Genomic DNA, 25473 nt, shown 5'->3' on the forward strand with positions numbered 1-25473 from the left:
GGGCTTGCCCCGCGCGGGGCAAGCCCGCTCACCACAATTACTGCCCGCTGCGCATCAGTTCTTTAGGCACATACTTGCCAATCTCAAACTTGCCGATTGCCGCGCGGTGTACTTCATCCGGGCCGTCGGCCAGGCGCAGGGTGCGTTGCATGGCATACATGTAGGCCAGTGGGAAGTCATTGGACACCCCAGCACCACCATGGATCTGGATCGCGCGGTCGATCACCTTCAACGCCACGTTTGGCGCCACTACTTTGATTTGGGCGATCTCGCTTTTCGCCACTTTGTTGCCCGCAGTGTCCATCATGTACGCCGCTTTCAGGGTCAGCAGGCGCGCCATGTCGATCTCCATGCGTGAGTCGGCGATCTTGTCGATATTGCCGCCCAAACGGGCCAGCGGCTTGCCGAACGCGGTACGACTGACCGCGCGTTTGCACATCAATTCCAGCGCACGCTCGGCCATGCCGATGGAGCGCATGCAGTGGTGGATGCGGCCTGGGCCAAGGCGACCCTGGGCGATTTCAAAGCCACGCCCTTCACCCAGCAATACGTTTTCATACGGCACACGTACGTTGTCGAACAGCACTTCGGCATGGCCGTGTGGCGCGTCGTCGTAGCCGAACACCGGCAGCGGACGCACGATTTTCACGCCGGGGGTGTCCACCGGTACTAGGATCATCGAGTGCTGCTGATGACGCGGCGCGTCGGGGTTGCTCAGGCCCATGAAGATCAGAATCTTGCAGCGCGGGTCGCAGGCGCCGGAGGTCCACCACTTCTTGCCGTTGATCACCCACTCGTCGCCCTGGCGTTCGGCGCGGGCGGCCATGTTGGTGGCGTCCGAGGAGGCGACATCCGGTTCGGTCATGGCGAAGGCCGAGCGGATCTCGCCGCGCAGCAGCGGTTCAAGCCAGCGTTGCTTCTGCTCTTCGTTGGCGTAGCGCACCAGCACTTCCATATTGCCGGTGTCCGGCGCCGAGCAATTGAACGGCTCCGGGCCCAGCAGCGAGCGGCCCATGATTTCGGCGAGCGGCGCGTATTCGAGGTTGGTCAGGCCGGCGCCCAGTTCGGATTCGGGCAGGAACAGGTTCCACAAGCCTTCGGCCTTAGCCTTGACTTTCAGCTCTTCCATGATGGCGGTGGGCTGCCAGCGGTCACCTTCGCTGACCTGGCGTTCGAACACCGGCTCAGCCGGGTAAACGTAAGCATCCATAAACGCAGTGACGCGTTCACGCAGTTCCTGAACCTTGGGCGAATAGGCGAAATCCATGAGCAGCTCCCTTCTTTGAGAGGTTGTTTAGGTCATGCAATCGATGCTAGAACAGCGTTGATAATTTACCTAGCCTATTCTCGGCGTGTATTAACATTCATCACCGATATATGATCGGCGTATGAACACCTAACAATAAGAGCGCAACGAAATGAATCTGAGCAAGGTCGACCTCAACCTCTTTATTGTCTTCGACGCGATCTACACCGAAGCCAACCTGACCCGCGCCGGGCAGATCGTGGGCATTACCCAGCCAGCCGTGTCCAACGCCCTGGCCCGACTGCGCGAGACCTTCAACGACCCGCTGTTTGTGCGCACCGCCCAAGGCATGGTACCCACGCCGATGGCCCAGAACATCATTGGCCCGGTGCGCAATGCGCTGTCATTGCTGCGGGTGTCGGTGCAGGAAAGCCGGATTTTCAACCCGCAGCAGGCCGCCAAGACTTACCGCATCAGCATGACCGACCTCACCGAGGCGGTGATTCTGCCGCTGCTGTTCCAGCGCCTGCGGCGCCTTGCGCCCACTGTCGTCATCGAGAGTTTCTTGTCCAAACGCCGCGAGACCACCAAGGAACTGGCCGCCGGGCGCCTGGACTTTGCCGTGGACGCGCCGCTCAACACCGACCCGCAAGTGCGCCACGTCAAGCTGATGGAAGATCGCTACGTATGCGCCATGCGCAAGGGCCATCCGATGGCGGGCAAGGACAAGCTGACCCTCGATGATTACCTGGGGCTGACCCATATCCACATCTCCAGCCGACGCAACGGCCTGGGCCATGTCGACCTGGCCTTGGGCAAGATGGGCCTGCAACGCAAGATCGCGCTGCGCTCCCAGCATTACCTGATGGCCTCCCAAGTGCTGCAACAGACCGACATGGTGATGACCGTGCCCGAGCGCTTCGCCAGGCGCCATGAGTTGCACTGGGTCAACCTGCCAGTCAATGACGTACCGCCGGTGGAAACCCACCTGTATTGGCACGAAAGCACCGATCAGGATCCCGCCAACCGCTGGATGCGTGAGCAGATGATCGAGTTGTGCCAACAGGTGACGGCTCATGAGAAGAAGTTGGATGGCAAGCAAGCTTGAGGATGGGTGGCGATTTGCTTGACGCTTACGTCAACCTGACAGTAGCTTAGCGCCAAGACTTTATTGAGCGCCGCCATGAGCACCACCTACAGCATCTCCGACCTCGCCCGCGAGCTGGACATCACCACCCGCGCCATTCGGTTCTACGAAGAACAAGGCCTGCTGGCCCCGGAACGCCGGGGCCAGGAGCGCATTTACTCGGCGCGGGACAAGGTCAGCCTCAAGCTGATCCTGCGTGGCAAACGCATCGGCTTTTCCCTGGCCGAATGCCGCGAACTGATCGAACTCTACGACCCCACCAGCGGCAATCACATCCAGCTCAACAGCATGCTGTCCAAAATCGCCGAGCGCCGTGAGCAGCTTGAGCAACAGTTGCTGGATATCGAACAGATGAAACTCGAACTGGACACCGCCGAAGAGCGCTGCACACAGGCCCTGGCAGACACCATGAGCCAGGTTGGCCATTGATCAGGAGTTAACTGTCATGTCTCTCCCTTCACACGTGCGCCTGGTTGAAGTCGGCCCGCGCGACGGTTTGCAGAACGAAGCCCAGCCCATCAGCGTGGCCGACAAGGTGCAACTGGTCGACGCGCTCGGCGCCGCTGGCTTGAGTTATATCGAGGTCGGCAGTTTTGTTTCGCCCAAGTGGGTGCCGCAGATGGCCGGCTCTGCCGAGGTCTTCGCCCAGATCCAGCGCAAACCCGGTGTGACGTACGGCGCGCTGACCCCCAACCTGCGCGGCTTTGAAGACGCGCTGGCGGCTGGCGTAAAGGAAGTCGCGGTGTTTGCGGCGGCGTCCGAGGCGTTTTCCCAGCGCAACATCAACTGCTCCATCAGTGAAAGCCTGGAGCGGTTTGCCCCAATCATGACGGCGGCCAAGCTGCATGGCGTGAGTGTGCGTGGTTATGTGTCCTGCGTGCTGGGCTGCCCGTACGAAGGCACGGTTGCCCCGGAACAGGTGGCGGCGGTGGCGCGGGAGTTGTACGAGATGGGCTGCTATGAAGTGTCCTTGGGCGACACCATCGGCACCGGCACTGCAGGCGCCACGCGACGGTTGTTCGAGGTGGTAGGTGCCAAGGTGCCAAGGGACAGGTTGGCGGGCCACTTCCACGACACCTACGGCCAGGCAGTTGCGAACCTCTACGCCAGCCTGCTGGAAGGGATCAGCGTGTTCGACAGCTCTATCGCGGGCCTCGGCGGGTGCCCTTACGCCAAGGGCGCCAGCGGTAACGTCGCCACCGAGGATGTGGTGTACCTGCTCGACGGGCTGGGGATCAACACCGGTATCGACTTGGAGGCCTTGATTCGTGCGGGGCTGCAAATCAGCAAAGTAGTGGGTCGCCCAACCGGTTCACGGGTGGCCAAGGCGCGGTTAGCCGGTTGAGTAGCGTAGCCGTGACAATGTGTTACCGCACGCCTACACATCGAGTAACACGGAAACATATTTTGTAGTGTTTACCGCCAGACATTTCCCACGAAAAAATCAAAGCATTGATTTTAAAGGGATTTTTAAAGTTGGCACGGCTTCTGCTATCTCTATGGCATAACAAGAATAAAAAGCGCCAAACCTAATAAAAATAAGACGAAACGACTCTGACATAACAAAAACAACACGGCAGAGACGCAGCTAACAGATTTTTTTGGAGAAGATGTGCTTTGCAGGGTACGGCGTGCCGAAACCCGCAACCGGTTAGAGAAAAATAAAACTACCTCAGGTAGCTACCCACTGGTTGGATCGCGTGCGAAGAAGCAGATCAGCGCTCAAAAAAATACGTTTGCTCTTGACCCTGAATGGGGGTCGCAAAAAAACAGCGGTAAAGGGTAACGGTTGCCAAAAACAACAATAGACCGCCCCTCAATAATAAAAAAAGAGCACGTAACGACAAATTAAAGGGAACCTTCGGGTTCCCTTTGTGCTTTCTGCAGTTTCTTATCTGGCTGACTCACCCCTGTTGTTTTTTTAGGTTGACGTATACGTAAACGACGATTGACAGCACCGCAACGCGAGCTTACGTTAACGTAAAGGTGAGCGCCCTTCCCTGGCGCGCCATCTACACAACAACAAAGCTCACATTAAGGTGCCTGTCCATGAGTTACCCGTCCCTGAACTTCGCCCTCGGTGAAACCATCGACATGCTGCGCGACCAGGTGCAGTCCTTCGTGGCCAAGGAGATCGCGCCCCGCGCGGCTCAGATCGACAGTGACAACCTGTTCCCCGCCGACCTGTGGCGCAAGTTCGGTGACATGGGCCTGCTGGGCATCACCGTCGCGGAAGAATACGGCGGTGCTGGCCTGGGTTACCTGGCCCACGTGGTGACCATGGAAGAGATCAGCCGTGGCTCGGCATCGGTGGCGTTGTCCTACGGCGCCCACTCCAACCTGTGTGTGAACCAGATCAACCGCAACGGCAATCACGCACAGAAACTCAAGTACCTGCCGCAACTGATCAGCGGCGAACATGTCGGCGCCCTGGCCATGAGCGAGCCGAACGCCGGCTCCGATGTAGTCTCGATGAAACTGCGTGCCGACAAACACGGCGACCACTACGTGCTCAACGGCAGCAAGACCTGGATCACCAACGGTCCCGACGCCAGCACCTACGTGATCTATGCCAAGACCGACCTGGAAAAAGGTCCCCACGGCATCACCGCGTTTATCGTCGAGCGGGACTGGAAAGGCTTCAGCCGCAGCAGCAAGTTCGACAAGCTGGGCATGCGCGGCTCTAACACCTGCGAGCTGTTTTTCGATGACGTCGAAGTGCCCGAAGAAAATATCCTCGGCGTGCTCAACGGCGGCGTAAAAGTACTGATGAGCGGCCTCGACTACGAGCGTGTGGTGCTGTCCGGCGGCCCTACCGGGATCATGCAGGCCTGCATGGACCTGATCGTGCCCTACATCCACGACCGCAAGCAGTTCGGCCAGAGCATCGGCGAATTCCAGCTGATCCAGGGCAAGGTCGCCGACATGTACACCCAACTCAACGCCAGCCGCGCCTACCTCTACGCGGTGGCCCAGGCCTGCGAGCGTGGCGAGACCACGCGCAAGGACGCCGCCGGGGTGATCCTCTACAGCGCCGAACGCGCCACGCAAATGGCCCTGGACGCGATCCAGATTCTCGGCGGCAATGGCTACATCAATGAATTCCCTGCCGGGCGTCTGCTGCGTGACGCCAAGCTGTACGAAATCGGCGCCGGCACCAGTGAGATTCGACGGATGCTGATCGGTCGCGAACTCTTCAACGAAACCCGCTGAAGGAGCGCGCCCATGGCCACCCTGCATACCCTACTCAACCCCCGCTCGGCGGAATTTGCCGCCAACAGCGCGGCGATGCGCCAACAGGTCGACGCCCTGCACACCCTGCTCGCCCATGTGCAACAAGGTGGCGGCGCCAAGGCACAGGAGCGGCACACCTCACGCGGCAAATTGCTGCCCCGCGAGCGCATCAATCGCCTGCTCGATCCAGGTTCGCCGTTCCTTGAACTCAGCCAATTGGCCGCTCATCAGGTGTATGGCGAAGACGTGCCGGCGGCCGGGGTGATTGCCGGGATCGGCCGCGTGGAAGGTGTCGAATGCATGATCGTCGCCAACGATGCCACGGTGAAAGGCGGTTCCTATTATCCGCTGACGGTAAAGAAACACCTGCGCGCCCAGACCATCGCCGAGCAGAATCGCCTGCCGTGCATCTACCTGGTGGACTCGGGCGGCGCCAACCTGCCGCGTCAGGACGAAGTGTTTCCCGACCGCGAGCACTTCGGGCGGATCTTCTTCAACCAGGCCAACATGAGCGCCCAAGGCATCCCGCAGATCGCCGTGGTGATGGGCTCGTGCACCGCCGGTGGCGCCTACGTACCGGCCATGGCCGATGAGGCGATCATGGTGCGTCAGCAGGCCACCATCTTCCTCGCCGGCCCGCCGCTGGTGAAGGCGGCCACGGGTGAAGTGGTCAGCGCCGAAGACCTGGGCGGTGCCGATGTGCACTGCAAAATCTCCGGCGTGGCCGACCACTACGCCGACAGCGACGAACACGCCCTGGCCCTGGCCCGCCGCAGTGTGGCCAACCTCAATTGGCGCAAGCAGGGCCAGTTGGTGCAGCGCGCACCGGTAGCCCCGTTGTACAGCGCCGATGAGCTGTACGGCGTGATCCCGGCCGATGCCAAGCAGCCGTTCGATGTGCGCGAAGTGATTGCGCGGCTGGTGGACGGTTCGGTGTTCGATGAATTCAAGGCGCTGTTCGGCACCACGCTGGTCTGCGGCTTTGCGCACTTGCACGGCTACCCGATTGCCATTCTGGCGAACAACGGGATTTTGTTCGCCGAAGCCGCGCAAAAAGGCGCGCACTTTATCGAGCTGGCTTGCCAGCGCGGGATTCCACTGCTGTTTTTGCAGAACATCACCGGGTTTATGGTTGGCCAGAAATACGAAGCCGGCGGTATCGCCAAGCACGGCGCCAAGCTGGTCACTGCCGTGGCCTGTGCCAAGGTGCCGAAGTTCACCGTGATCATCGGTGGCAGCTTCGGTGCCGGTAACTACGGCATGTGCGGCCGCGCTTATGACCCGCGCTTTTTGTGGATGTGGCCGAATGCGCGCATCGGCGTGATGGGCGCCGAACAGGCTGCGGGCGTGCTGGTGCAGGTCAAGCGCGAGCAGGCCGAGCGTGCGGGCAATGCGTTCAGCGCTGAGGAAGAGGCCGCGATCAAGCAGCCGATCCTCGATCAATACGAAACCCAGGGCCATCCCTACTACTCCAGCGCCCGCCTGTGGGACGACGGGGTCATCGACCCGCAGCAGACCCGCGAGGTACTGGCCCTTGCGCTGTCCGCCTCCTTGAACGCCCCTATCGAGCCGAGCCGCTTCGGCGTGTTCCGCATGTAATTGGAGCTGTACCCCATGAGCGATTTCAATACCCTCGAACTGGTCACCGACAGCCGTGGTTTTGCCACGCTGTGGCTCAGTCGTGAAGCCAAGAACAATGCGTTCAACGCCGAAATGATCCGCGAACTGATCATTGCCCTCGACCACGTGCAAAGCGACCCAGCCCTGCGCTTTCTGGTGCTGCGCGGACGCGGCAAGCACTTCAGCGCCGGTGCGGATCTGGCCTGGATGCAGCAGTCGGCCGAGCTGGATTACCACACCAACCTGGACGACGCCCGCGAACTCGCCGAGCTGATGTACAACCTGGCCAAGCTGAAAATCCCGACCCTGGCGGTGGTGCAAGGCGCGGCCTACGGGGGGGCGCTGGGCTTGATCAGTTGCTGCGACATGGCGATAGGCGCCGACGATGCGCAGTTCTGCCTGTCGGAAGTGCGCATTGGCCTGGCACCGGCGGTGATCAGCCCGTTTGTAGTGCAGGCCATTGGCGAACGTGCGGCGCGGCGCTATGCCCTGACGGCCGAGCGCTTTGCTGGCCAACGTGCGCGGGAGATCGGCCTGCTGGCGGAAAGCTACCCTGCCGGTGAGCTGGATACCCAGGTGGAGCAGTGGATCGCCAACCTGTTGCAAAACAGCCCGGCGGCGATGCGCGCCAGCAAAGACCTGCTGCGTGAAGTGGGCAACGGCGCCCTCACCCCGGCGCTGCGCCGCTACTGCGAAAATGCCATCGCACGGATTCGCGTCAGCGCCGAGGGCCAGGAAGGGTTGAGGGCGTTCCTGCAAAAAAGATCACCGAACTGGCAATCCCAGGAGCCGCGCCCATGAGCACTCTAACGACGCTGCTAGTGGCCAACCGGGGCGAAATCGCCTGCCGGGTGATGCGCACCGCCAAAGCCATGGGCCTGACCACGGTGGCCGTGCACAGCGCCATCGACCGCGATGCACGGCACAGTCGCGAGGCGGATATCCGCGTCGACCTGGGCGGCAGCAAGGCCACGGAAAGTTACCTGCAAACCGACAAGATCATCGCCGCCGCCCTCGCCAGCGGCGCCCAGGCGATTCATCCGGGTTATGGCTTTTTGTCGGAAAACGCCGGTTTCGCCCGAGCGATCGAAGCCGCCGGCCTGATCTTCCTCGGCCCGCCCGCCTCGGCCATCGACGCCATGGGTAGCAAATCCGCCGCCAAGGCACTGATGGAAACTGCGGGTGTGCCATTGGTGCCGGGTTATCACGGCGAAGCCCAGGACCTGGAGACCTTCCGCGCCGCCTGTGAACGTATTGGCTACCCGGTTCTGCTCAAAGCCACGGCGGGCGGTGGTGGCAAGGGCATGAAGGTGGTTGAGCACGTTGACCAACTCGCCGAAGCCCTGGCGTCGGCCCAGCGTGAAGCGCTGTCGTCGTTTGGCAACGGCCAGATGCTGGTGGAGAAATACCTGCTCAAGCCACGCCATGTGGAGATCCAGGTATTTGCCGATCAGCAAGGGCATTGCCTGTACCTCAATGAGCGAGATTGCTCGATCCAGCGTCGGCACCAAAAAGTCGTCGAGGAAGCGCCAGCACCGGGGCTGAGCGCTGAACAGCGCAGGGCCATGGGCGAAGCTGCCGTGCGTGCGGCACAGGCCATTGGCTACGTGGGCGCCGGTACCGTGGAGTTTTTGCTGGATGCGCGCGGCGAGTTCTTCTTTATGGAGATGAACACGCGGCTGCAGGTGGAACACCCGGTAACCGAGGCCATTACCGGCCTGGACCTGGTGGCCTGGCAGATTCGTGTGGCTCAGGGCGAAGCGCTGCCGATCACTCAGGAACAGGTGCCGCTGATCGGCCATGCAATTGAAGTGCGCTTGTATGCCGAAGACCCGGCCAATGATTTTCTGCCTGCCACCGGGCACCTGGCGCTCTACCGCGAATCTGCGTCAGGCCCGGGACGCCGGGTGGACAGCGGCGTCGAGCAAGGGGACCGTGTGTCGCCATTCTATGACCCGATGCTCGGCAAGCTGATTGCCTGGGGCGAGGACCGCGAGCAGGCACGTCTGCGCTTGCTGAGCATGCTTGATGAATTTGCCGTGGGTGGGCTGAAGACTAACCTGGGTTTCCTGCGGCGCATCATTGGCCATCCGGCATTTGCCGCAGCCGAGCTGGATACCGGGTTTATTCCGCGTTATCAGGATCAATTGCTGCCGATGCCTGGTGAGTTGAGCGACGAATTCTGGCAGGCGGCGGGTGCGGCCTTCATTCAGAGCTTGCCGGCGGGTGAAGGGCCTTGGGCTGACAGCCGTGGATTTCGTGCAGGCCTGCCCGCCGAAATTTCGCTGCATTTGCGCTGCAACGAGCAGGATCGCCGGGTGACATTGGGTGACGAGGCTCCGCAACTGCGTGGGGAACACCTGCTGATCGAACATCAAGGCGTGCGTCGCTCGCACCTGGCAGTACGCCGCGAGGGCAGCGTGTTCTTGCGTTGGGATGGCGAGATGCATGGCGTGAGCCTGTTCGACCCGATTGCCGCTGTGGAGGCGAACCCGTCTCACCAGGGCGGCCTCACGGCGCCGATGAACGGCAGCATCGTGCGGGTGCTGGTAGACGTTGGCCAGGCGGTTGAGTCCGGCACACAACTGGTGGTGCTCGAAGCGATGAAAATGGAACACAGCATCCGCGCCCCCCAGGCGGGAGTGGTCAAGGCGCTGTTCTGCCTGGAAGGCGAAATGGTTGCCGAAGGTTGCGTGCTGGTGGAGCTCGACGCCGCCGATTAGAACTTCGCCGTGGCCTGTACGACCACACCCAGGATGTGGCAATCGTCGGTGAACAGCCGTTTCGGATAGGTCGGGTTGAGCGGCACCAGATAGCGTTCGCCGCTTTCTTCCATCAACTGGCGAAAAGTTGCCTGTGGGCTGTCGGCCCATTGGGCAACCACCAGTTTGCCGGGTTCGGCAGCGAGGGCTGGGTCCACCAGGATCAGCATGCCGGCGGCGATGCTCAGGCCACTGAGCGCTGTCATGGCGTCCCCCGTCACAGGGAGCCAGAAGGCGTTGCCGTGGGCGTGGTAGTCGGTCAATTCGAAGCGCACGGCGCCATAAGCGGGGCGCTCTTCGCGGACTTCGCACAGGCCCCTCCACTCGCCGACCGGGTAACGAAAATACGGGTTGTACTGTTTAGCCGGGATCAGTGCGTCGTCGGTTTTTTCACGCACCTCCTGCACCACTTCCAAGTCGCCCAGCCCCAGTTCTTCCAGGACCCGATTCATATCCGCCAGGCTCGGCACCCGGCGCTTGCTGAGCCAATGGCCTACACCGCCCTGGGACATGCCCAAGCGTTCAGCCAGCTCACTCTGTGTGACCTTGCGGTCTTTCATGTTGGCCTTGACCAACGCGATCCAATTATCCATGGCGCCAGACAATACGGCAGCTATTTTCCAGGGCAATAAACAGTTTGTAGTAATCCATAAAACGACATGAATACGATAAGTACTATCATCAGGCATAAGGTTTTCGCCCCCCACACAGAGTATCGCCCCTTATGACGACGAGCCCGTATCTACTGCCCGAAACACCTGAAAATGATGACGTGTACAACCTGCGCAGCAGCGGTGCAGCACAGCGTGCGCTGGACTTTTACTTGAAAGAAAATATGTCGGCACCAGCCCCGCAAGAGCGTTTTTTCGACATCAAGCCAGGCATCAGCTACGAAGAAGCCCTGGTGCACGCCTCAGACCTGTTGCGCAGCGCTGCTGCCACCGCCTATGAATCGGCGAGCAACCACCAGGGCAATCAGCGCGAACTGGCGTTTTCAGTGGTGTATTTGATTGATATGGCGAAGGCGATGGTGGAGCGATCGTTGCAAAGGCCAGAAGCCCGGGCGAACGGATAACAGGCGCGTAAGAAAAATATTTCTATCCCATGGATAAAAACATTTGACTTGCAAATGATAATGATTATTATTGGACCCAGCTGATCGCGAGATCAGTCGATAGACCAAGGGACCTTAGGTCGGACTCTTGGAATATCTCCTCATCAGGCTAATCACGGTTTTTGACCCGGCTCTTTGGCCGGGTCTTTTTTTTGCCAGTTTCCCTGGCATGGCTTCAGGCTAATGAAGACTGTGTGTTGCTTGATGGCGCGCATGGTAGCAAAAGACCATCGCCGAAAGAAAGTCAGTCGGGCGCTCTGGTTCACATCTCTGCGAAATAGCGCTTGAGAATCAATCTCATAGATTCTAACCTGCGGCTGCGTCATGGACGACGCCCCCCTCCTCCCTGCAACAATTTTGCATCCAGGCTTTACCGGACTCCTGTGTAATATAGCTGCCACAACACTCATATTCAGGCAGCCAGACTATGACCGTGGCCTTGACCTCCATCAAGATCAGCACCGACTTCGACAGTGGCAATATCCAGGTGCTCGACGCCAGCGATGCCTATCAGTTACTGCTGGCAATCAAACCCGACACGCAGAGCCATCATTTCCAATGGTTCCACTTCAAGGCCGAAGGCATGCACGTGGGCCACACCCACACGTTTCGCCTGAGCAACGCGGGAGGCTCCTCGTATAGTCATGCCTGGAGCGGTTACGACGCTGTAGCGTCCTATGACCACACCGACTGGTTCCGAGTCCCCACGCGCTTTGACGGCGAGATCCTGCACATCAGCCTCAAAACCAGCAAGAAACACGCCTGGATTGCCTACTTCGAACCCTACAGCCGCGCACGCCATGATTGGCTGATCGATCAGGCGCTGAAATACGCAGGCACTCAACTGCTGGCCACCGGTAAAAGCGTCGAAGGCCGCGATATTCAGCTGTTGCGGCGCGGCAAAGGTGGCGAAGACCGTCGCAACGTCTGGATCATCGCCCAGCAGCACCCCGGCGAACACATGGCCGAATGGTTTATGGAAGGCATCATCGAGCGCCTGCAACAGGACGGCGATGCAGAGATGAAAAAACTCCTGGCCGCTGCCGACCTGTACCTGGTGCCGAACATGAACCCCGACGGCGCCTTCCACGGGCACTTGCGCACCAACGCCATGGGCCAGGACCTCAACCGTGCCTGGCAAAGCGCCAGCCAAGACAGAAGCCCGGAAGTGCTGTTTGTGCAGCAACAGATGGAACGCTACGGTGTCGACCTGTTCCTCGATATCCACGGCGACGAAGAAATCCCCTACGTGTTCACCGCCGCCTGCGAAGGCAACCCCGGCTATACGCCGCGCATCGAAGCGCTGGAAAAGCACTTCCGCAAGCACTTGAGTGGACTGACCCGCGACTTCCAGACCGTCCACGGCTACACCCGAGACTTGCCGGGCGAAGCCAATATGACCCTGGCCTGTAATGCCGTCGGCGCGAAGTTCGACTGCCTGTCCCTGACCCTGGAAATGCCCTTCAAGGACAACGACGACAGCCCCAACCCGAAAACCGGTTGGTCGGGTGAGCGCTCCAAGCAACTGGGCAAGGATGTGCTGAGTACGGTGGCCGATATGGTCACGGCCCTGCGCTGACCATCCTGCCCAGCCGGCATCAGTCCTTGGTGCCGGTCATGCTCTGCAACACGCCGTCCCGTCGAATCAGCCCGTGGAACAACGCCGCCGCCAGGTGCACCAGCACCGTCAAAAACAGCAGGTAGGCCAGGAACCCATGGGCCTTGCGCAGCAGCGCAAACAGCGGCGCATTGGCCCCGACCAGCGCCGGCAGTTGCACCGAACTGCTGAGCATCACCGGGTCGCCCGCCGCCGAGATCATCGCCCAGCCGAGCAGCGGCAACACCAGCATCAATGCGTACAACACCAGATGCGATGCCTTGGCCGCCAGCACTTGCCACAGCGGCAAGTCAGACGGCAATGGCGGCTGACGGGTGGAAAAGCGCACCGCCAGACGCACGATCACCAACGCCAGGATCGCAATCCCCAGCGGCTTGTGCAGGTGGATCAACCACTCATGGCGCTCTGACACCGACGCCGCCAGGCCTGCGCCGATAAACAACATGGCGATGACCAGCAGGGCCATCAACCAGTGCAGCAGGCGTGCCAAGGGCGCAAAAAACCGAGGCTGGGCATTCATGGTTTCGACTCCTGAGGGGCACTGTGCAACGGGCTGACTTCACCGGCACGGCGCAGGTATGAACTGGCATACGCCGCCGAACGGGCGGCCAGCAGTGGGTCATTGGAGGCTTCGATGCCACTGGGCAGAATCAACGGGTCGAAGTTGATGTCGCGGCAGTCACCGTCGGCCTGTGGTTGGCTGCTTTGCAGCACCAGGGTGCCGGCGTTCAACACCTTGTGCTCGCCGGTCCAGGTCTTGCTCGCGTCGTCGAGCGGGTCGCCGGGGTTGGCCAGGGTCATGTTCAACTGCCAACGCAACGGCCCTGACGCCAGGCGCTGCACCAGGTCTTTCTCAAGAAAGTCAGCAGCGGCCGGCGCTGCATCTCCCGCCGCGTCCTGGCTCTGCGGCACTACGCCCCAGCGCACGGCCTGGCGCGTGCCATCAGCGCTCACCAGGTAAAACGCGTTGATGCCGTTGTAGGTTTCGGTGGCATAGCTGGCCGATGGTTTCGCGGTCTTGACCCACGCCAAAAACGCCGCCGTTTCGGGATGAGAGGCAAAAAATGCCGGCATGTTCGCCGGGTTCGGCTTGCCGGTGGCCGGGTCGGGCGCGCCGGCCTTGAGCATCTGGTAGAACGCCTCGGGCGTGCCCACCGGGAACACCGGCATGCTGTTCATGCCGGTGCGCCATTGCTGGCCATTGGCCTGGCTGAATTGCACAGCGAAGCTGCGGATCGGCACACTGCTGTCCGGCGCATAAGGATTACCACTCGGCAAGGCAAACCGCCCGACCAGCGGCGTCTTGGCCTCGCTGAACACTTGGGCACTGGAGTACGCACGCGCCTCGGGAGTGCTCTCGAAATAACCGGCCACGCATACGCCCTTGGCATGGTTACGGCGAAAACCAGGGTGTACGCCGTTATTGGTTTCCAAGGCATTGACCAAGGTTTTCGGCCGCAGCCGCTGTGGGTCGAGCGTGCCGTTGACGTAGGCAAAGGCCCCGGCAACGACCGCGACCACGGCACCAATGCCGGCGAGGCGCGCAATCAGGCTCGCCGTACTCAGCGCGGGACGAGGCGGTGATGAGTGATCTACCATGAACAGACTCCAGGGCCAGAGGCCTTAGGGGGTTGAAACATAAGGTCGGAGCATTGAGACGAATGCCAACCGGCTCTATTCCCAGGCCGTGGATTTATTTTTCGCCGCCTGGAATAACCCTTACCGCCGGACGTCTCTCTAGTCCCAGCGTAGTGACCAGCCAGATACCCATGCATGAACTCGACGAACCGTTACGTGAACTCATCCCCAGGCTGCGGCGCTTTGCCGTGTCCCTGACCCGTAACGCCAGCAGCGCCGACGACCTGGTGCAGGCCACCCTGGAGCGGGCAATCAACCGTTGGGCCGACAAGCGCATCGAGGGCGACCTGCGCGCGTGGCTGTTCTCGATCCTCTACCGGCAGTTCCTCGACGCCCACCGCCGCACCCGCCGCTATGCACGCATGCTGGAATTTTTTACCGGCCGCGACGATGCACAGCCATCGGTGGAGCGCACGGTGATCGCCCAGTCGACCCTGCAAGCCTTCGATCAGCTCAACACCGAACAGCGCGCCCTGCTGTTATGGGTGTCGGTAGAAGGCTTGAGCTATAAGGAAGTCGCCGACATCCTCGACGTGCCCATGGGCACCGTGATGTCGCGCTTGTCCCGGGCACGCCAAGCCTTGCGCCAACTCAGCGATGGCGAAATTGCCAGCCCTTCCCTGCGGATACTCAAATGATCAGCCTGCCCCCCAGCGAACGCGACCTGCATGCCTACGTCGATCACCAACTCCTGGAGAGCGATCGCCGTGTACTCGACACCTATCTGGCCGCTCACCCCGAGGTCGCGGCCCAGGTGCAGGCCTGGCAGCACGACGCGCAATTGCTGCGCGCGTCACTCAGCGGCGCCTTGCAACAGCCGGCCAACCCGGCGCTGGACCCGGCGCTGATCCGCCAGCGCATCAAGCAGCAATCGCGCCGTCACTTCGCCACGGCGGCGGTGTTGCTGATTGCCGTGAGCCTCGGCGGCCTCGGCGGCTGGCACGCCCGCGAAGCCACGCAAACGTCGATGTTGCCGATGGCCGACGCGATGCAAGCGTTCCGTCTGTTTGCCCAGGAAGGCATCATGCCCGCCGACTACAACGGCCAGGACAGTGGCACCATGCAGGCCTGGCTCGACCGCTACTTCAACCAGGCCCATCGCCTGCCGGACTTGAGCCAGTCAGGTTTCAAGCCGGTCAGCGGCCGGTTGCTCACCACCGAGCAAGGCGCCGCCGCCATGGTGCTGTACGAAGACCCGCACGGTCGGCGCATCAGTTTCTACATTCGCCCACCGGGCCCGAACAACGGTTTCCTGCCCCGTGGCCAGCGCTCGGCGGATGGGTTGCAGGCGCAATACTGGTCTGGCGGCGGCTACAACTATGCGGTGGTCAGCCCCACGGATCAGCCGCCGCCGTCCATGCAGCCGTTCTAGAACCCCACGTCCAGCACCACGTTGTCGAGGTAGGTGCCGGCGGGTGGCGTGGTCTGGTCGGTGTAGATTTTTGCGTTGTAGTTGAATACCTGGCTGCCGGTGCCCAAGCCATTACCGGGGTTGACCTCGGCCGTGGAGCTGGCCCGCCGCGCCGCGCCGACACTGCCCCAACGCGTGGTGCCGGCGCTTTTGAAAATGTCGTAGGCCAGGTAGTTGCTGCCCGAGATCATGCGCCGCCGCCCGCCCACACTCAGCGGGTTCTGGCCATCGCTCAGGCCCACGGTGTAGGCGCTGCCTTTGGTGCAGGCGATATTGATAGTCTGCCCCGTTACGGCCGTGAACCCACTGACCACCGGGGCGCTGCCAAAGCTGATATTGGGCGCGGTGATCTGGCAGTCGTTGGTGACGGTCATGCTGACTGTCAGGGTCGCGACGGCATTGCCGATATCACGCCCCAGGCAGATCCCGCCAACGCCGATGCCCGAGCAATAATTCCAGTTCCAGGCAATGTTCAACGTCTCGGTATACAGGCCCGCCGCCACGTTGCTGCCGGTGATGCTGCTCAGGTACAGCGGCACGGTTTTCGCCCCGGGCCCCGCGATCAACCCCAACACCTGGGCAATCCCCCCGGCGCCACCAAAATCGAACTGCGTGCCCCGGGTGATCGGATAGCTGCTGCTGTTGTTGCCGTAGATTGTGTAGCCGATCACGTCACCGGTCGGCCCGACCATGCCGCTCTGGGTCGAGGTGATGGTGGCGTAGAAGTGGTCCGACGGCACCAGCAGCGAAATCAGCGCCGATGTGCAGCGCAACCCGGCGTTGGTGGTCGAACTGGTTTGCGCGGCCGTGCGCACCGTCATCGAACTGATCGAGCCGAAACTGGCCGGCGCGCTGGTGACCACCGAGCACGCCGCCATCGCCGGGCCTGACAGCAGCAGCCCGAGCAGCAGGCATGCCTTGCCCCTCACTGGCACACCAACGGCCCGATCAGCGGCACGCCTTGTTGTTGCTCATCCACATCGAAAGTCGCCTGGCAGGTACGTCCTGGCCCCAGCGTCACCTGCAAGGTGTTATGGGCCGACAGGTTTTCCAGGTATACCAAACCATCCCAGCCCACCACCGCCTGCTGGCCGCTTTGCTCATGCACCACCAGGCTGCCCAGGGGCAATTCCTGGTGCTGGCTGTCCACCAGCGTGACGCTCGCCGCCAGCACGCGGCGCAGCGGGAATTCCAGCAGATAACCCGCGCCACGGCGCACCGAGACCCGTTGTTCCACGTTGGGGCTCTGCACATTGAGCGGCAGGTTCAGTGGGTCGATTTCATACTTGCCCCGGTAATACGCACTGCTCCAGGGCACCAGCAAATGCCCGTTGCGGTCGGTCTCGCCCACCAGTTGGTTCTCGTAACGCACCGGAATCCCGGCAAAGCCCTGCGTACTCACCACCACAAACGCATCATTGATGCGGTTGGCGGCAAAGGTGTCGCCGCCCATCCACACCAACGAACCGCTGGCATCCGCCCAACGCGTCTCGGCATCGCTGCTGCCATACACGCCGGCCTGCAGTTGCACCGACTGCAAACGCCAGGTCAAGTCAGCCTGTCGATAGCTGGGTGCGTCGCCCCGGGCATAGCCCAGGTTATAGCCGAACCCACCTTGGCTGGGCACGGCGCTGCTGTAGTTGACCCGCTGGCGGCCAGTGCCGTCCTTACCACGCTCGGTGCTCAGCGCAAGGCTGCCGTTGAGGTCGAACGGGATGACCAGTTGCGCCTGCATGGCCCAGTTGCTGTCGCCGATCTCGCGGTTGGCCGACAGGTAGAAGCTGGTGTTGCGCCACAACGGTTTGCTCCAGCTCAGGTTGAGCAGCCGCGTGCGCGAGTCGTCTGCGGCCTGCACGTCGAAATAGCCCAGGCCCAGGCTGCCGAAACGCTCAAGATTAAGGCTCAATGTCACCTGTTCACTGCGCTTGCTCAAACTCGCGTAGGGCGTGTCGACCAGCGTCAGGTCGGCGTAGTCGGCGCGCCGTTCGACCCGTTGATAGGACAGGCTGTAATGGCTGCTGTTGTACTGATAACCCAGGCTCAGTTGCTGGCCGTTGCGGCCTTCGAACTGGCTCTGGCTGAGGGCCGTGTTGAGCACGCCGAAATGGCCCAGTCGCACGTTGCCGCCCAGCCCGCCGAGGGTCAGGTCACTGGACGCTTCGGCGTGGCTTTCCAGGGTCAGGTTGTCGGAATAGCCGTAACGCAACGTCGCGCTGGTCACTCCTGGCCCATAGGAAAAATCCCGCACGGTGTAGTCGCGGCGCAACGTCCCGGCCGCCACCGAAAAATCCGTCAAGCCTTGTTGCAGCAACGTGCTGGTGACGTAGAACGGCACCGTGGTCGACACCTGGCGACCCAGGGCATCGGTGGTCACCACCACCGCTTCACCCGCGCCGTTGATAAATGGGACGTTGGTCAGGGTGTAAGGGCCAGGTTGCAGCAACGCGCTTTCGGATTTGTAGCCGTTGATGAACAAATCCACCGACGACGGCACCGCCGCCTCGCCGGCAAATTGCGGCAAGGGATAAGTGACCAGGTCGGGGCGCACCGCAAAGTCGCGCGAAAACTGCACCCCGCCCAAGCGCACCGAGCTGCTCCAGGGCAGCGAACCGCTGATTACATCACCCGCTTCATAGGTGAGCATCCGTTCATCATCAGAGAAACGCCAGGTGGTGTCGTAACGCCGGTAGCCATTGTTGAGCGTACTGTCGTTGATACCGTCGGCCAGGGTCTGGCGGACCTGCCCGGTGTTGGACAACGTGCCCCAGTTGTCGAACAGCCGCACTTCGTTCCAGGCCGCGAGGTAGCTGCCGCCTTCATCGGTGTCGTTGAAATACAGATCGTAGTTGAGCAAGGCGCCAAAGCTGCTCATGGCCTGGGTGCGCGGATAGGTGTTGCGGTTGCCGATGAACTGCTCCTGCAGCCACGACGGCGGTACGTCGATCAGCAGGCGCTGGCCGTTGCTGTCGTAATCGCTGTGCAGACCGGGGATTGCGTCCAGCGCCACGCTGCCACTGAGTTCACCGGGCAGCTTCATGCCCACGTCCTGCAGCGCCCCCGCCGGCACATATAGCTGCCCGGCGCGCTGGTCGACGGCAATGACGCGGCCGGTGTCCATCTGGTTGACCACCAACTCCAGAAACAGCTGTGCATCGGCGACAGCCTCCATACTGCTCGGCGGCGGCGGCAAGTCGCCCGCCACTGCCGCGCCCCACAGCCCGCTGACCACCACCGACAGCCATAGATGACGAGCCCGACCACGACTCACCATGGCGTTGTGTCCTTCAATGGACATCTCCATCCGCTTAACACCCGGAGCTTCCGAGCCCCGCTACACCACCCTCAACGCTTCGGCGCAAGGGTCTCCAACTGCGCTGCACCGTTGACGCGAACCTGCAACGGCTGATCAGCCGACACCGCATCCGGAACCGGCCAGCGCATGGTCGCGCCGGGCAGCACATACCCCAATAACCCCTCCACCAGCGGCCGGGGCTGCCCGCTCTGTTTGAACGACGCATCGGTCAGCCGCGCATGCACGGCGCCCTGGTTTCGCACCTCGATGTAGTTGCGCCCCGCCACCGTGACCTTGTGCCAACTCAGGTCCGGCTTGCCCGCGCCTGCCGGATCGCGCTGACGCGTGGCGTCCTCTTTGCTCCACAGCCCCGCGCCGTAGGCGAACAACGGCACCGAGTAGCGCATCTGGAAGCGAATGGCGGCGGCCGTGTTCTTGCCTTCCGGCGGCGTGGGCACCTGCAACGGCGAGGGGATTTCATCAATGATGATGCGATAGGCCAGCTCCTGGCCCGGCGGCACTTCACGCGTGCGGGTCAGGCGCACCAGTTGCTTCTGCCCCGGCTCGATCCTGGCCACCGGCGGGCTGCCGATCACATCGCGCTGGTTCTGGTACTGCTCGTCGAAGCCGCTCTGGCTCCAGGCAAATACGCGAATCTGCAGGCTCGCGGTTTCCGTGCCGCGGTTCTCCAGCCACAGCGCGCTGGCCTGTTGATCCGCTTCCAGCACCGGGTCGATGGGCCAGATCAGCACCGAGCTGGCGGCCTGCGCCAACCCCGCCGTGCACAACGCCCCCAGGGCCATGCCCGCGGCCCACAGCCGCCGGGAAGGTGAACGCATAAAACCACTCCTTATACCGATAAGCCCTACCACGTCAGTTGCACCTGCAACGTGTCGCTGTACGTCCCCCCAGGCTGATTGCCCGGTAATACCACCCGCCCATAGATCGGCAGGCTGATGGTGTTTGCATCGCTGTACGTCACGCTGACGCTTTGACTGACCCCCAGGCTCTGGCTGAACGCCGCGTCCCGAAACAGCTGGTACGCCACCCGCGCACTGCCGCTGTTGAGCTGCAAGTTGCGCCCGCTGCTGTTATGCAGGCCGCCGTCGACGCTCATGCTCAACGCCACCCCCGGCGTGCATTGCAGGGTCACACCGCCGGTCAGCGCGGCAGTCACGGTGCTGGTGGCCAGAGCCGAGTAACTGCCGTAATTCAGTGCGCCGTAATTGGCGCTGCCGCCAACGATCAAACAGCCCGGCGTAATCGTCGCGCTCACCTGAAAGCTCTGGCTGGTCACCGCCGACAACGGCAGCGGCACCGCCAGCCCACAGGCCAGCAAGGCGCAAAGCCAGCGCATCAGAACGTCAGTTCAACAGCCACGGTGTCCGAGTACGTGCCCGCCGGCAGCCCGGCCTTGCCCACCGCCCGACCATAGAGGTTCACGGTTTGCGCCACGCCGGTGCTGGTGGCGAGGGTGATCACGCCGTCAATCGCCAGCAGCGCCGAGTGGCCGCTGTCGGTGTAGAAGTCGTACGGCACGAAGTTGCCCGCGCCGTCGGCCAGCGCACGGGTGCCCCCGTCAGACGCACCATCATTCGCACCGGCACGCACCTTCACCGCTGGCGTGGTGCCGCTGGAACACAGGATCGACAGCGCGCCCCCGGTGCCGGTGCCGCCGAGCAATTGGGCGTCGGCATTGGTGAAAAGGCTGTTGGTGGTACCGAAGTTCAGGCTACCGAAGTTGAGGCCGGTGGCCGCTCCGGAACCGTTGACCTGGCAACTGGCAATCAGTGTCAGGCTGGAGGTGATCTGGCCGGTCACCGTGGTGGCCGCATTCAGGCTGGAGGCCATCGCCAGACCCAGTGCGCAAACGCCGAGTCGAGATACACGTGCATGCATGATCGTCATCCTTTTGATTTACCAGTCCAATGTCACCGTCAAAGTGTCGGTATAGGTTCCTGCCGGGAGGGCCGTGGTATTGGCCACCACGGCGCCCCACACCGGGATGGTCATTTGCGTGCCGTTGGTGGCTACAAAACTGCGTTGCTGGCCGATGGTGTAAGGGATACGCCCCAGCGGGTCGGCCATCAGTTGATAAGGGATGGTCTGGCGGCCGTTGCTCAGGCGCCGGGTGGTGCCGACGGCATTGGTGCCGCCGTCGATGGTTACGGTGAAACTGGCGACCGTCGGGTTGCACGAGACGGTCAGCGGCGCATTACTGCCGTCCGAAACACCCGCCGCCAAGGGATTGCTCCACGTCGGCCCCTGGCTGCCGAAGTCCAGCATGGCCGTGCCGCCCGTCGGGCTGACCGGGGCGATTTCGTTACCCTTGCTCACTTCGCAACTGGCGGTGATCACCATGCGCGCCTGGATAAACCCGCTGGCCACCGCCGCGCGGGCATCTTCGGCCAGCAGCAACAAGCCACCCATGGCCACCAGGGTCCAGCCCCGGCTCACCATGTGACCGTGACCTTGAGCAAGTCGGTGTAACGACCGACCGCGGGGATGTCTTTTAGCGGTTCGATCCGGCCATACAGTGGCAGATCGACGGAACCGGAGTCCGGTACACGGCCGCTCAGCGGCACATTCACCGGCAAGGGGATGCGCCGCGCGGCGTCGGCATAAATGCGATAAGGAATGGGTCTGCCGGAGGGGATGCCCGTGCTCAGGTAACGCACTTCGCCGGTGCCGCCGTTCAGGCCGCCATCGACGCGCATCTGGTACGGGGTGTCGGGGTTGCATTCCAGGCGCGGCTGGCGCTGGCTGATCAGCGCCGCACTCAAGGGCCCGGCCGGGTCATCCAGACGCGGGCCGCTGCCGAAGTCCAATACGCCCAGTTGCTCGATGCCAGCGCTGCGGGTGATGCCCACCAACTGGCAGCCGCGCTGCACGTCGATGCGCACCATCACTTGCAGTTGCGCTGCGTAAACCGTGCTGCAGAGCATTGCGCACATCACTGTCAATACTGCTCGTCCCTTCACTGCCCCAAATCCTTATACAGGGGTGACTGCTGTGTAGAAGGGTAGTCACTGAGGAAGAATCTGCCAGTCTGGACAGGATTTCCTGCATTCCATGCCTTTTCGAGATGGCTGGCCGCGCCCTTGTGCATTGGTCAAATCGCGGCGAGCGCCCTAAAGTAAGCGACTTCGACACACAGAGTGACTTCCATTGGCCGTGCTTGCCTTGATCCGTCGTTTGCTCGGTAAACCCACCGATGGCCACGACGACTCGCCCATCCAGACGTTCTTTGACACCAAAGCCCGGCAACAGGGCTACACCCTCAGCGCCGGCCAGGCCCAGGCAATCGCCGCCATGGCCCGCGCAACCCGGCACCTGCTCGCCGGCCAACCCACCCGCAGCCTGTACCTGCACGGTCCGGTAGGTCGCGGCAAAAGCTGGCTGCTGGACGGTTTCTTCCAGGCGCTGCCCATAGCCGAGAAGCAGCGCGTGCACTTTCATGAATTCTTCGCCCGGTTGCACCGAGGCATGTTCACCCACCAGCAGGCCGACGATGCGCTGGGCGTGACCCTGGATGAACTGCTCGATGGCTGTCGAGTGCTGTGTTTCGACGAGTTCCATGTGCACGATATCGGCGATGCGATGCTCATCACGCGGCTGTTCAAGGCGCTGTTCCAAAGGGGCGTGCTGGTGCTGGTCACCTCCAACTATGCGCCAGGAGAGCTGTTGCCCAACCCGCTGTACCACGAACGGTTCAAGCCGGTGATCGACTTGATCGCCACACGCATGGAAGTGCTGGAAGTCAGCTCGCCCCAGGATTTTCGCAGCCTGCCCCAGGCCCATGCCGTGCAGCGTTTTACCACCGGTCGGTACGTGTGGCCGGGCACATCGGCCCAGCGGGCGGCGCTCGGCCTGCCTGCCACCGATGGCCCGGCGCAGCACCTGACAGTGGGCAACCGACAACTCATCTGCCGCCAGCATGACGCCCGCACCATCGCCTTCACCTTCAGCGACCTCTGTGAACAACTGACCGCTGTGATGGACTACCTGCTGCTGTGCGAGGATTTCGATCACTGGATCATCGACGGCCTGCCGCACCTGGCCGAGTGCCCGATCGCCGTGCAACAACGGTTTATCAACCTGGTCGACGTGCTCTATGACAAGGACAAGCACCTGATCCTGATCGGCGAACACACGCTGGAGCAGGCGATGAGCGGCCAGGCCATCGACCTGGCGCGCACCGCCAGCCGCCTGAACCAACTGCAACAAGCCAGCCCGCAACCCATCCACGACCCGGTATCATGAGCGCCATTCACGCCCCTTTACCGAGTGACCGCGCCGTTTATGAATACCCTCGCCCAACTCAAGGCCGGCCAGTTGGCCGGCATTACGCGCCTGGACCTGTCCTGCGGGCTCACCGAATTCCCTGAAGAAATCTTCGGGCTGGCCGACTCCCTGGAAGTTCTCAACCTCAGCGGTAACGCCCTGAGCCGCCTACCCGACGACCTCCACCGCCTGCCACACCTACGTGTGCTGTTCTGCTCGGACAACGCCTTTACCGAACTGCCGGAATGCCTGGGCCAATGCGCAAAGTTGAGCATGATCGGCTTCAAGGCCAACCAGATCAGCCACGTGCCTGCCGCCGCTTTACCGCCGTTGCTGCGCTGGCTGATCCTCACCGACAACCGCATCAGCCAATTGCCTGACGCATTGGGCGAGCGTCCACTGCTGCAAAAACTGATGCTGGCCGGCAACCAGCTCGCGGCCCTGCCGGAAAGCCTGGCCAATTGTCACAATCTCGAATTGCTTCGCATCGCGTCCAACTGCCTGACCCGCCTGCCGCAATGGTTGTTAGCCCTGCCAAGCCTGACCTGGCTGGCCTATGCCGGTAACCCCGTGGAAATGGCCGTGGAGGTGACGGCAGACGTCGCAACACCGGCTATTGCGTGGACAGACCTGGAATTGGGCGAAGTGCTGGGCGAAGGCGCCTCGGGGGTGATCCGCAAGGCCCTATGGAAAGCACAAGCCAAGCCGGTTGCCGTCAAACTCTACAAAGGCACCATCACCAGCGACGGCTCGCCGCTGCACGAAATGCAGGCCTGCATTGCCGCCGGCCTGCACCCCAACCTGATCAAGATCGAGGGCCGCGTGGTCGACCACCCGGACGACCAGGCCGCCCTGGTGATGGACCTGATCGACCCCAGCTACCGCAACCTCGCCGCCCTGCCGAGCCTGGCGTCGTGCACCCGCGACATCTACGCACCATCCGCTCGTTTCAGTGCCGATGTGGCCTTGCGCATGGCACGGGGCATCGCCTCGGTGGCGGCACATTTACACCGGCACGGCATCACCCATGGCGACTTGTACGGCCACAATATTCTGTGGAATGACGCAGGGGATTGCCTGCTCGGGGATTTTGGCGCGGCGTCGTTCCATGCCAAGGCCGATACCTTGGAGACACGGGCGTTGCAGCGAATTGAAGTGCGGGCGTTCGGGGTGTTGCTGGGAGAGTTGTTGGAGCGGGTTGAGGGTGGGGCAAGCGGTGAACTGTTGGAACTGCAAAGAAGATGCTGTCAGCCGGATGTGTTGGCGCGACCGAACTTCGAAGAAATCGAGGCCTTGCTGACAGCCAGCCAGCACCCCTGAACATTGCGGGAGGGGGCTTGCCCCCTCCCACAGTTGTCCAGCAATAAGTCCAATCAGCCAGCCAGGCCGACGAACATATCCTGCACGTCATCATGGTTGTCCAGGCCTTCCAGGAACGCCTCGACCTCAGCCATCTGCTCATCGCTCAACCCGCTCACCGGGTTTTTCGCGATGTAGCCCAGCTTGGCCGACAGCACGGTGAAACCCTGCTCCGGCAACGCTTTCTGTACCGCGTCCAGGTCGGTGGTTTCGGTGATGAACAGGGTGGTGCCCTCTTCTTCGCCGTCTTCAAAGTCCTGGGCACCGGCTTCAATCGCGGCCATTTCCGGATCGGCGTCCGGGGTATCCGGGGAGGCTTCGATCAGGCCGACATGGTTGAAGTCCCAGGCGACCGAGCCCGAAGCACCCAGTTGGCCCTTGCGGAACGCCACGCGGATTTCCGCCACGGTGCGGTTGATGTTGTCGGTCACGCACTCGACGATCAACGGCACCTGGTGCGGGGCAAACCCTTCGTAGGTCACGCGGTGGTATTGCACGGTTTCACCGAGCAGACCGGCGCCCTTCTTGATCGCGCGGTCCAGGGTTTCCTTGGGCATCGAGGCCTTCTTGGCCTGCTCCACCACCAGACGCAAGTGAGCGTTGGTCGCGGTGTCGGCGCCGTTGCGGGCGGCGATGGTGATTTCTTTCACCAGCTTGCCGAAGATCTTGCCCTTGGCATTGGATGCCGCTTCTTTATGTTTGACTTTCCACTGTGCGCCCATGACTCACTCTCTGATATCCATAGCGC

General features: G+C 62.0%; 25 protein-coding genes. 13 read left to right on the forward strand and 12 right to left on the reverse strand.

The window, feature by feature from the left end; all coding sequences use genetic code 11:
• Positions 1–37: 37 nt before the first annotated feature.
• Positions 38–1267: an acyl-CoA dehydrogenase gene (locus EJD88_RS03105; RefSeq protein ID WP_158876765.1), complete on the reverse strand. Its 1230-nt coding sequence runs from the start codon at positions 1265–1267 to the stop codon at positions 38–40.
• Between the two features lie 151 nt (positions 1268–1418).
• Here EJD88_RS03105 and EJD88_RS03110 point away from each other — a divergent pair, with 151 nt between their 5' ends.
• The 7 genes from EJD88_RS03110 to EJD88_RS03140 all read left to right on the forward strand — a co-directional run bounded on the left by EJD88_RS03110 (position 1419) and on the right by EJD88_RS03140 (position 9970).
• Positions 1419–2354 carry a LysR family transcriptional regulator gene (locus EJD88_RS03110; protein ID WP_112195989.1) on the forward strand — a complete coding sequence of 312 codons (936 nt, stop codon included), beginning with the start codon at positions 1419–1421 and terminating at the stop codon, positions 2352–2354.
• Positions 2355–2429: 75 nt separating this feature from the next.
• The gene (locus EJD88_RS03115) at positions 2430–2822 is read left to right on the forward strand and encodes a MerR family DNA-binding transcriptional regulator (protein ID WP_099586683.1); all 393 of its coding nucleotides are present in this window, start codon (positions 2430–2432) and stop codon (positions 2820–2822) included.
• Positions 2823–2838: 16 nt separating this feature from the next.
• A complete protein-coding gene (locus EJD88_RS03120) occupies positions 2839–3738 on the forward strand; it encodes a hydroxymethylglutaryl-CoA lyase (protein WP_158876767.1) in 900 nt (299 codons plus the stop codon).
• Between the two features lie 704 nt (positions 3739–4442).
• On the forward strand, positions 4443–5606 hold the full coding sequence (locus EJD88_RS03125; protein ID WP_099586681.1) for an isovaleryl-CoA dehydrogenase: 1164 nt from the start codon (positions 4443–4445) through the stop codon (positions 5604–5606).
• A gap of 12 nt (positions 5607–5618) precedes the next feature.
• Positions 5619–7226 carry a carboxyl transferase domain-containing protein gene (locus tag EJD88_RS03130; RefSeq protein ID WP_158876769.1) on the forward strand — a complete coding sequence of 536 codons (1608 nt, stop codon included), beginning with the start codon at positions 5619–5621 and terminating at the stop codon, positions 7224–7226.
• Between the two features lie 15 nt (positions 7227–7241).
• On the forward strand, positions 7242–8048 hold the full coding sequence (locus EJD88_RS03135) for a gamma-carboxygeranoyl-CoA hydratase (RefSeq protein WP_158876771.1): 807 nt from the start codon (positions 7242–7244) through the stop codon (positions 8046–8048).
• Positions 8045–9970 carry an acetyl/propionyl/methylcrotonyl-CoA carboxylase subunit alpha gene (locus tag EJD88_RS03140; RefSeq protein WP_158876773.1) on the forward strand — a complete coding sequence of 642 codons (1926 nt, stop codon included), beginning with the start codon at positions 8045–8047 and terminating at the stop codon, positions 9968–9970. The genes EJD88_RS03135 and EJD88_RS03140 overlap by 4 nt, the downstream gene beginning before the upstream one ends.
• Here the strand turns inward: EJD88_RS03140 and EJD88_RS03145 are convergent.
• Positions 9967–10602, reverse strand: a complete 636-nt coding sequence (locus EJD88_RS03145; RefSeq protein ID WP_158876775.1) for a LexA family transcriptional regulator — start codon at positions 10600–10602, stop codon at positions 9967–9969. The genes EJD88_RS03140 and EJD88_RS03145 overlap by 4 nt on opposite strands.
• Before the next feature lie 131 nt (positions 10603–10733).
• Here EJD88_RS03145 and EJD88_RS03150 point away from each other — a divergent pair, with 131 nt between their 5' ends.
• Entirely contained in the window at positions 10734–11084 is a 351-nt protein-coding gene (locus EJD88_RS03150) for a DUF6124 family protein (protein WP_158876777.1), read from the forward strand.
• Positions 11085–11550: 466 nt separating this feature from the next.
• Positions 11551–12702: a M14-type cytosolic carboxypeptidase gene (locus EJD88_RS03155; RefSeq protein ID WP_158876779.1), complete on the forward strand. Its 1152-nt coding sequence runs from the start codon at positions 11551–11553 to the stop codon at positions 12700–12702.
• A gap of 19 nt (positions 12703–12721) precedes the next feature.
• Here the strand turns inward: EJD88_RS03155 and EJD88_RS03160 are convergent, their stop codons facing one another.
• Together EJD88_RS03160 and EJD88_RS03165 are read right to left on the reverse strand one after the other, a co-directional pair.
• The gene (locus EJD88_RS03160) at positions 12722–13261 is read right to left on the reverse strand and encodes a cytochrome b (RefSeq protein WP_099586673.1); all 540 of its coding nucleotides are present in this window, start codon (positions 13259–13261) and stop codon (positions 12722–12724) included.
• Positions 13258–14340: a catalase family peroxidase gene (locus EJD88_RS03165; protein WP_112195996.1), complete on the reverse strand. Its 1083-nt coding sequence runs from the start codon at positions 14338–14340 to the stop codon at positions 13258–13260. Before EJD88_RS03165 ends, EJD88_RS03160 begins: the two co-directional genes overlap by 4 nt.
• A 170-nt stretch (positions 14341–14510) precedes the next feature.
• Here EJD88_RS03165 and EJD88_RS03170 point away from each other — a divergent pair, with 170 nt between their 5' ends.
• The gene (locus tag EJD88_RS03170; RefSeq protein WP_099586668.1) at positions 14511–15017 is read left to right on the forward strand and encodes a sigma-70 family RNA polymerase sigma factor; all 507 of its coding nucleotides are present in this window, start codon (positions 14511–14513) and stop codon (positions 15015–15017) included.
• On the forward strand, positions 15014–15751 hold the full coding sequence (locus EJD88_RS03175) for an anti-sigma factor (RefSeq protein ID WP_099586667.1): 738 nt from the start codon (positions 15014–15016) through the stop codon (positions 15749–15751). The genes EJD88_RS03170 and EJD88_RS03175 overlap by 4 nt, the downstream gene beginning before the upstream one ends.
• Here the strand turns inward: EJD88_RS03175 and EJD88_RS03180 are convergent.
• From EJD88_RS03180 to EJD88_RS03210, 7 genes are all read right to left on the reverse strand, one after another.
• Positions 15748–16668, reverse strand: coding sequence for a spore coat U domain-containing protein (locus EJD88_RS03180; protein WP_158876827.1), 921 nt, complete (start codon positions 16666–16668; stop codon positions 15748–15750). The genes EJD88_RS03175 and EJD88_RS03180 overlap by 4 nt on opposite strands.
• Positions 16669–16715: 47 nt before the next feature.
• Positions 16716–19061 (reverse strand): fimbria/pilus outer membrane usher protein, encoded by a 2346-nt coding sequence (locus EJD88_RS03185; protein ID WP_158876825.1) that lies wholly within the window; start codon positions 19059–19061, stop codon positions 16716–16718.
• A gap of 71 nt (positions 19062–19132) precedes the next feature.
• Complete coding sequence (locus tag EJD88_RS03190; protein WP_158876781.1) at positions 19133–19921, reverse strand: molecular chaperone; 789 nt, start codon at positions 19919–19921, stop codon at positions 19133–19135.
• A gap of 26 nt (positions 19922–19947) precedes the next feature.
• The gene (locus EJD88_RS03195; RefSeq protein WP_099586664.1) at positions 19948–20439 is read right to left on the reverse strand and encodes a spore coat U domain-containing protein; all 492 of its coding nucleotides are present in this window, start codon (positions 20437–20439) and stop codon (positions 19948–19950) included.
• Positions 20439–20981: a spore coat protein U domain-containing protein gene (locus tag EJD88_RS03200; protein ID WP_099586663.1), complete on the reverse strand. Its 543-nt coding sequence runs from the start codon at positions 20979–20981 to the stop codon at positions 20439–20441. Before EJD88_RS03200 ends, EJD88_RS03195 begins: the two co-directional genes overlap by 1 nt.
• A gap of 18 nt (positions 20982–20999) precedes the next feature.
• Positions 21000–21542 carry a spore coat U domain-containing protein gene (locus tag EJD88_RS03205; protein ID WP_099586662.1) on the reverse strand — a complete coding sequence of 181 codons (543 nt, stop codon included), beginning with the start codon at positions 21540–21542 and terminating at the stop codon, positions 21000–21002.
• Entirely contained in the window at positions 21536–22027 is a 492-nt protein-coding gene (locus EJD88_RS03210) for a spore coat U domain-containing protein (RefSeq protein ID WP_178117172.1), read from the reverse strand. The genes EJD88_RS03205 and EJD88_RS03210 overlap by 7 nt, the downstream gene beginning before the upstream one ends.
• Before the next feature lie 223 nt (positions 22028–22250).
• On the opposite strand from EJD88_RS03210, the gene zapE reads away from it, so the two are divergent.
• Positions 22251–23345, forward strand: a complete 1095-nt coding sequence (gene zapE / locus EJD88_RS03215; RefSeq protein ID WP_158876785.1) for a cell division protein ZapE — start codon at positions 22251–22253, stop codon at positions 23343–23345.
• Positions 23346–23384: 39 nt separating this feature from the next.
• Positions 23385–24686: a protein kinase gene (locus EJD88_RS03220; protein WP_158876787.1), complete on the forward strand. Its 1302-nt coding sequence runs from the start codon at positions 23385–23387 to the stop codon at positions 24684–24686.
• Between the two features lie 53 nt (positions 24687–24739).
• Here the strand turns inward: EJD88_RS03220 and EJD88_RS03225 are convergent, their stop codons facing one another.
• Entirely contained in the window at positions 24740–25447 is a 708-nt protein-coding gene (locus EJD88_RS03225; protein ID WP_099586659.1) for a YebC/PmpR family DNA-binding transcriptional regulator, read from the reverse strand.
• Positions 25448–25473 lie beyond the last annotated feature (26 nt).

The sequence above is a fragment of the Pseudomonas sp. PB105 genome (genome assembly GCF_009764655.1).
Lineage (GTDB): Bacteria > Pseudomonadota > Gammaproteobacteria > Pseudomonadales > Pseudomonadaceae > Aquipseudomonas > Aquipseudomonas cyclaminis.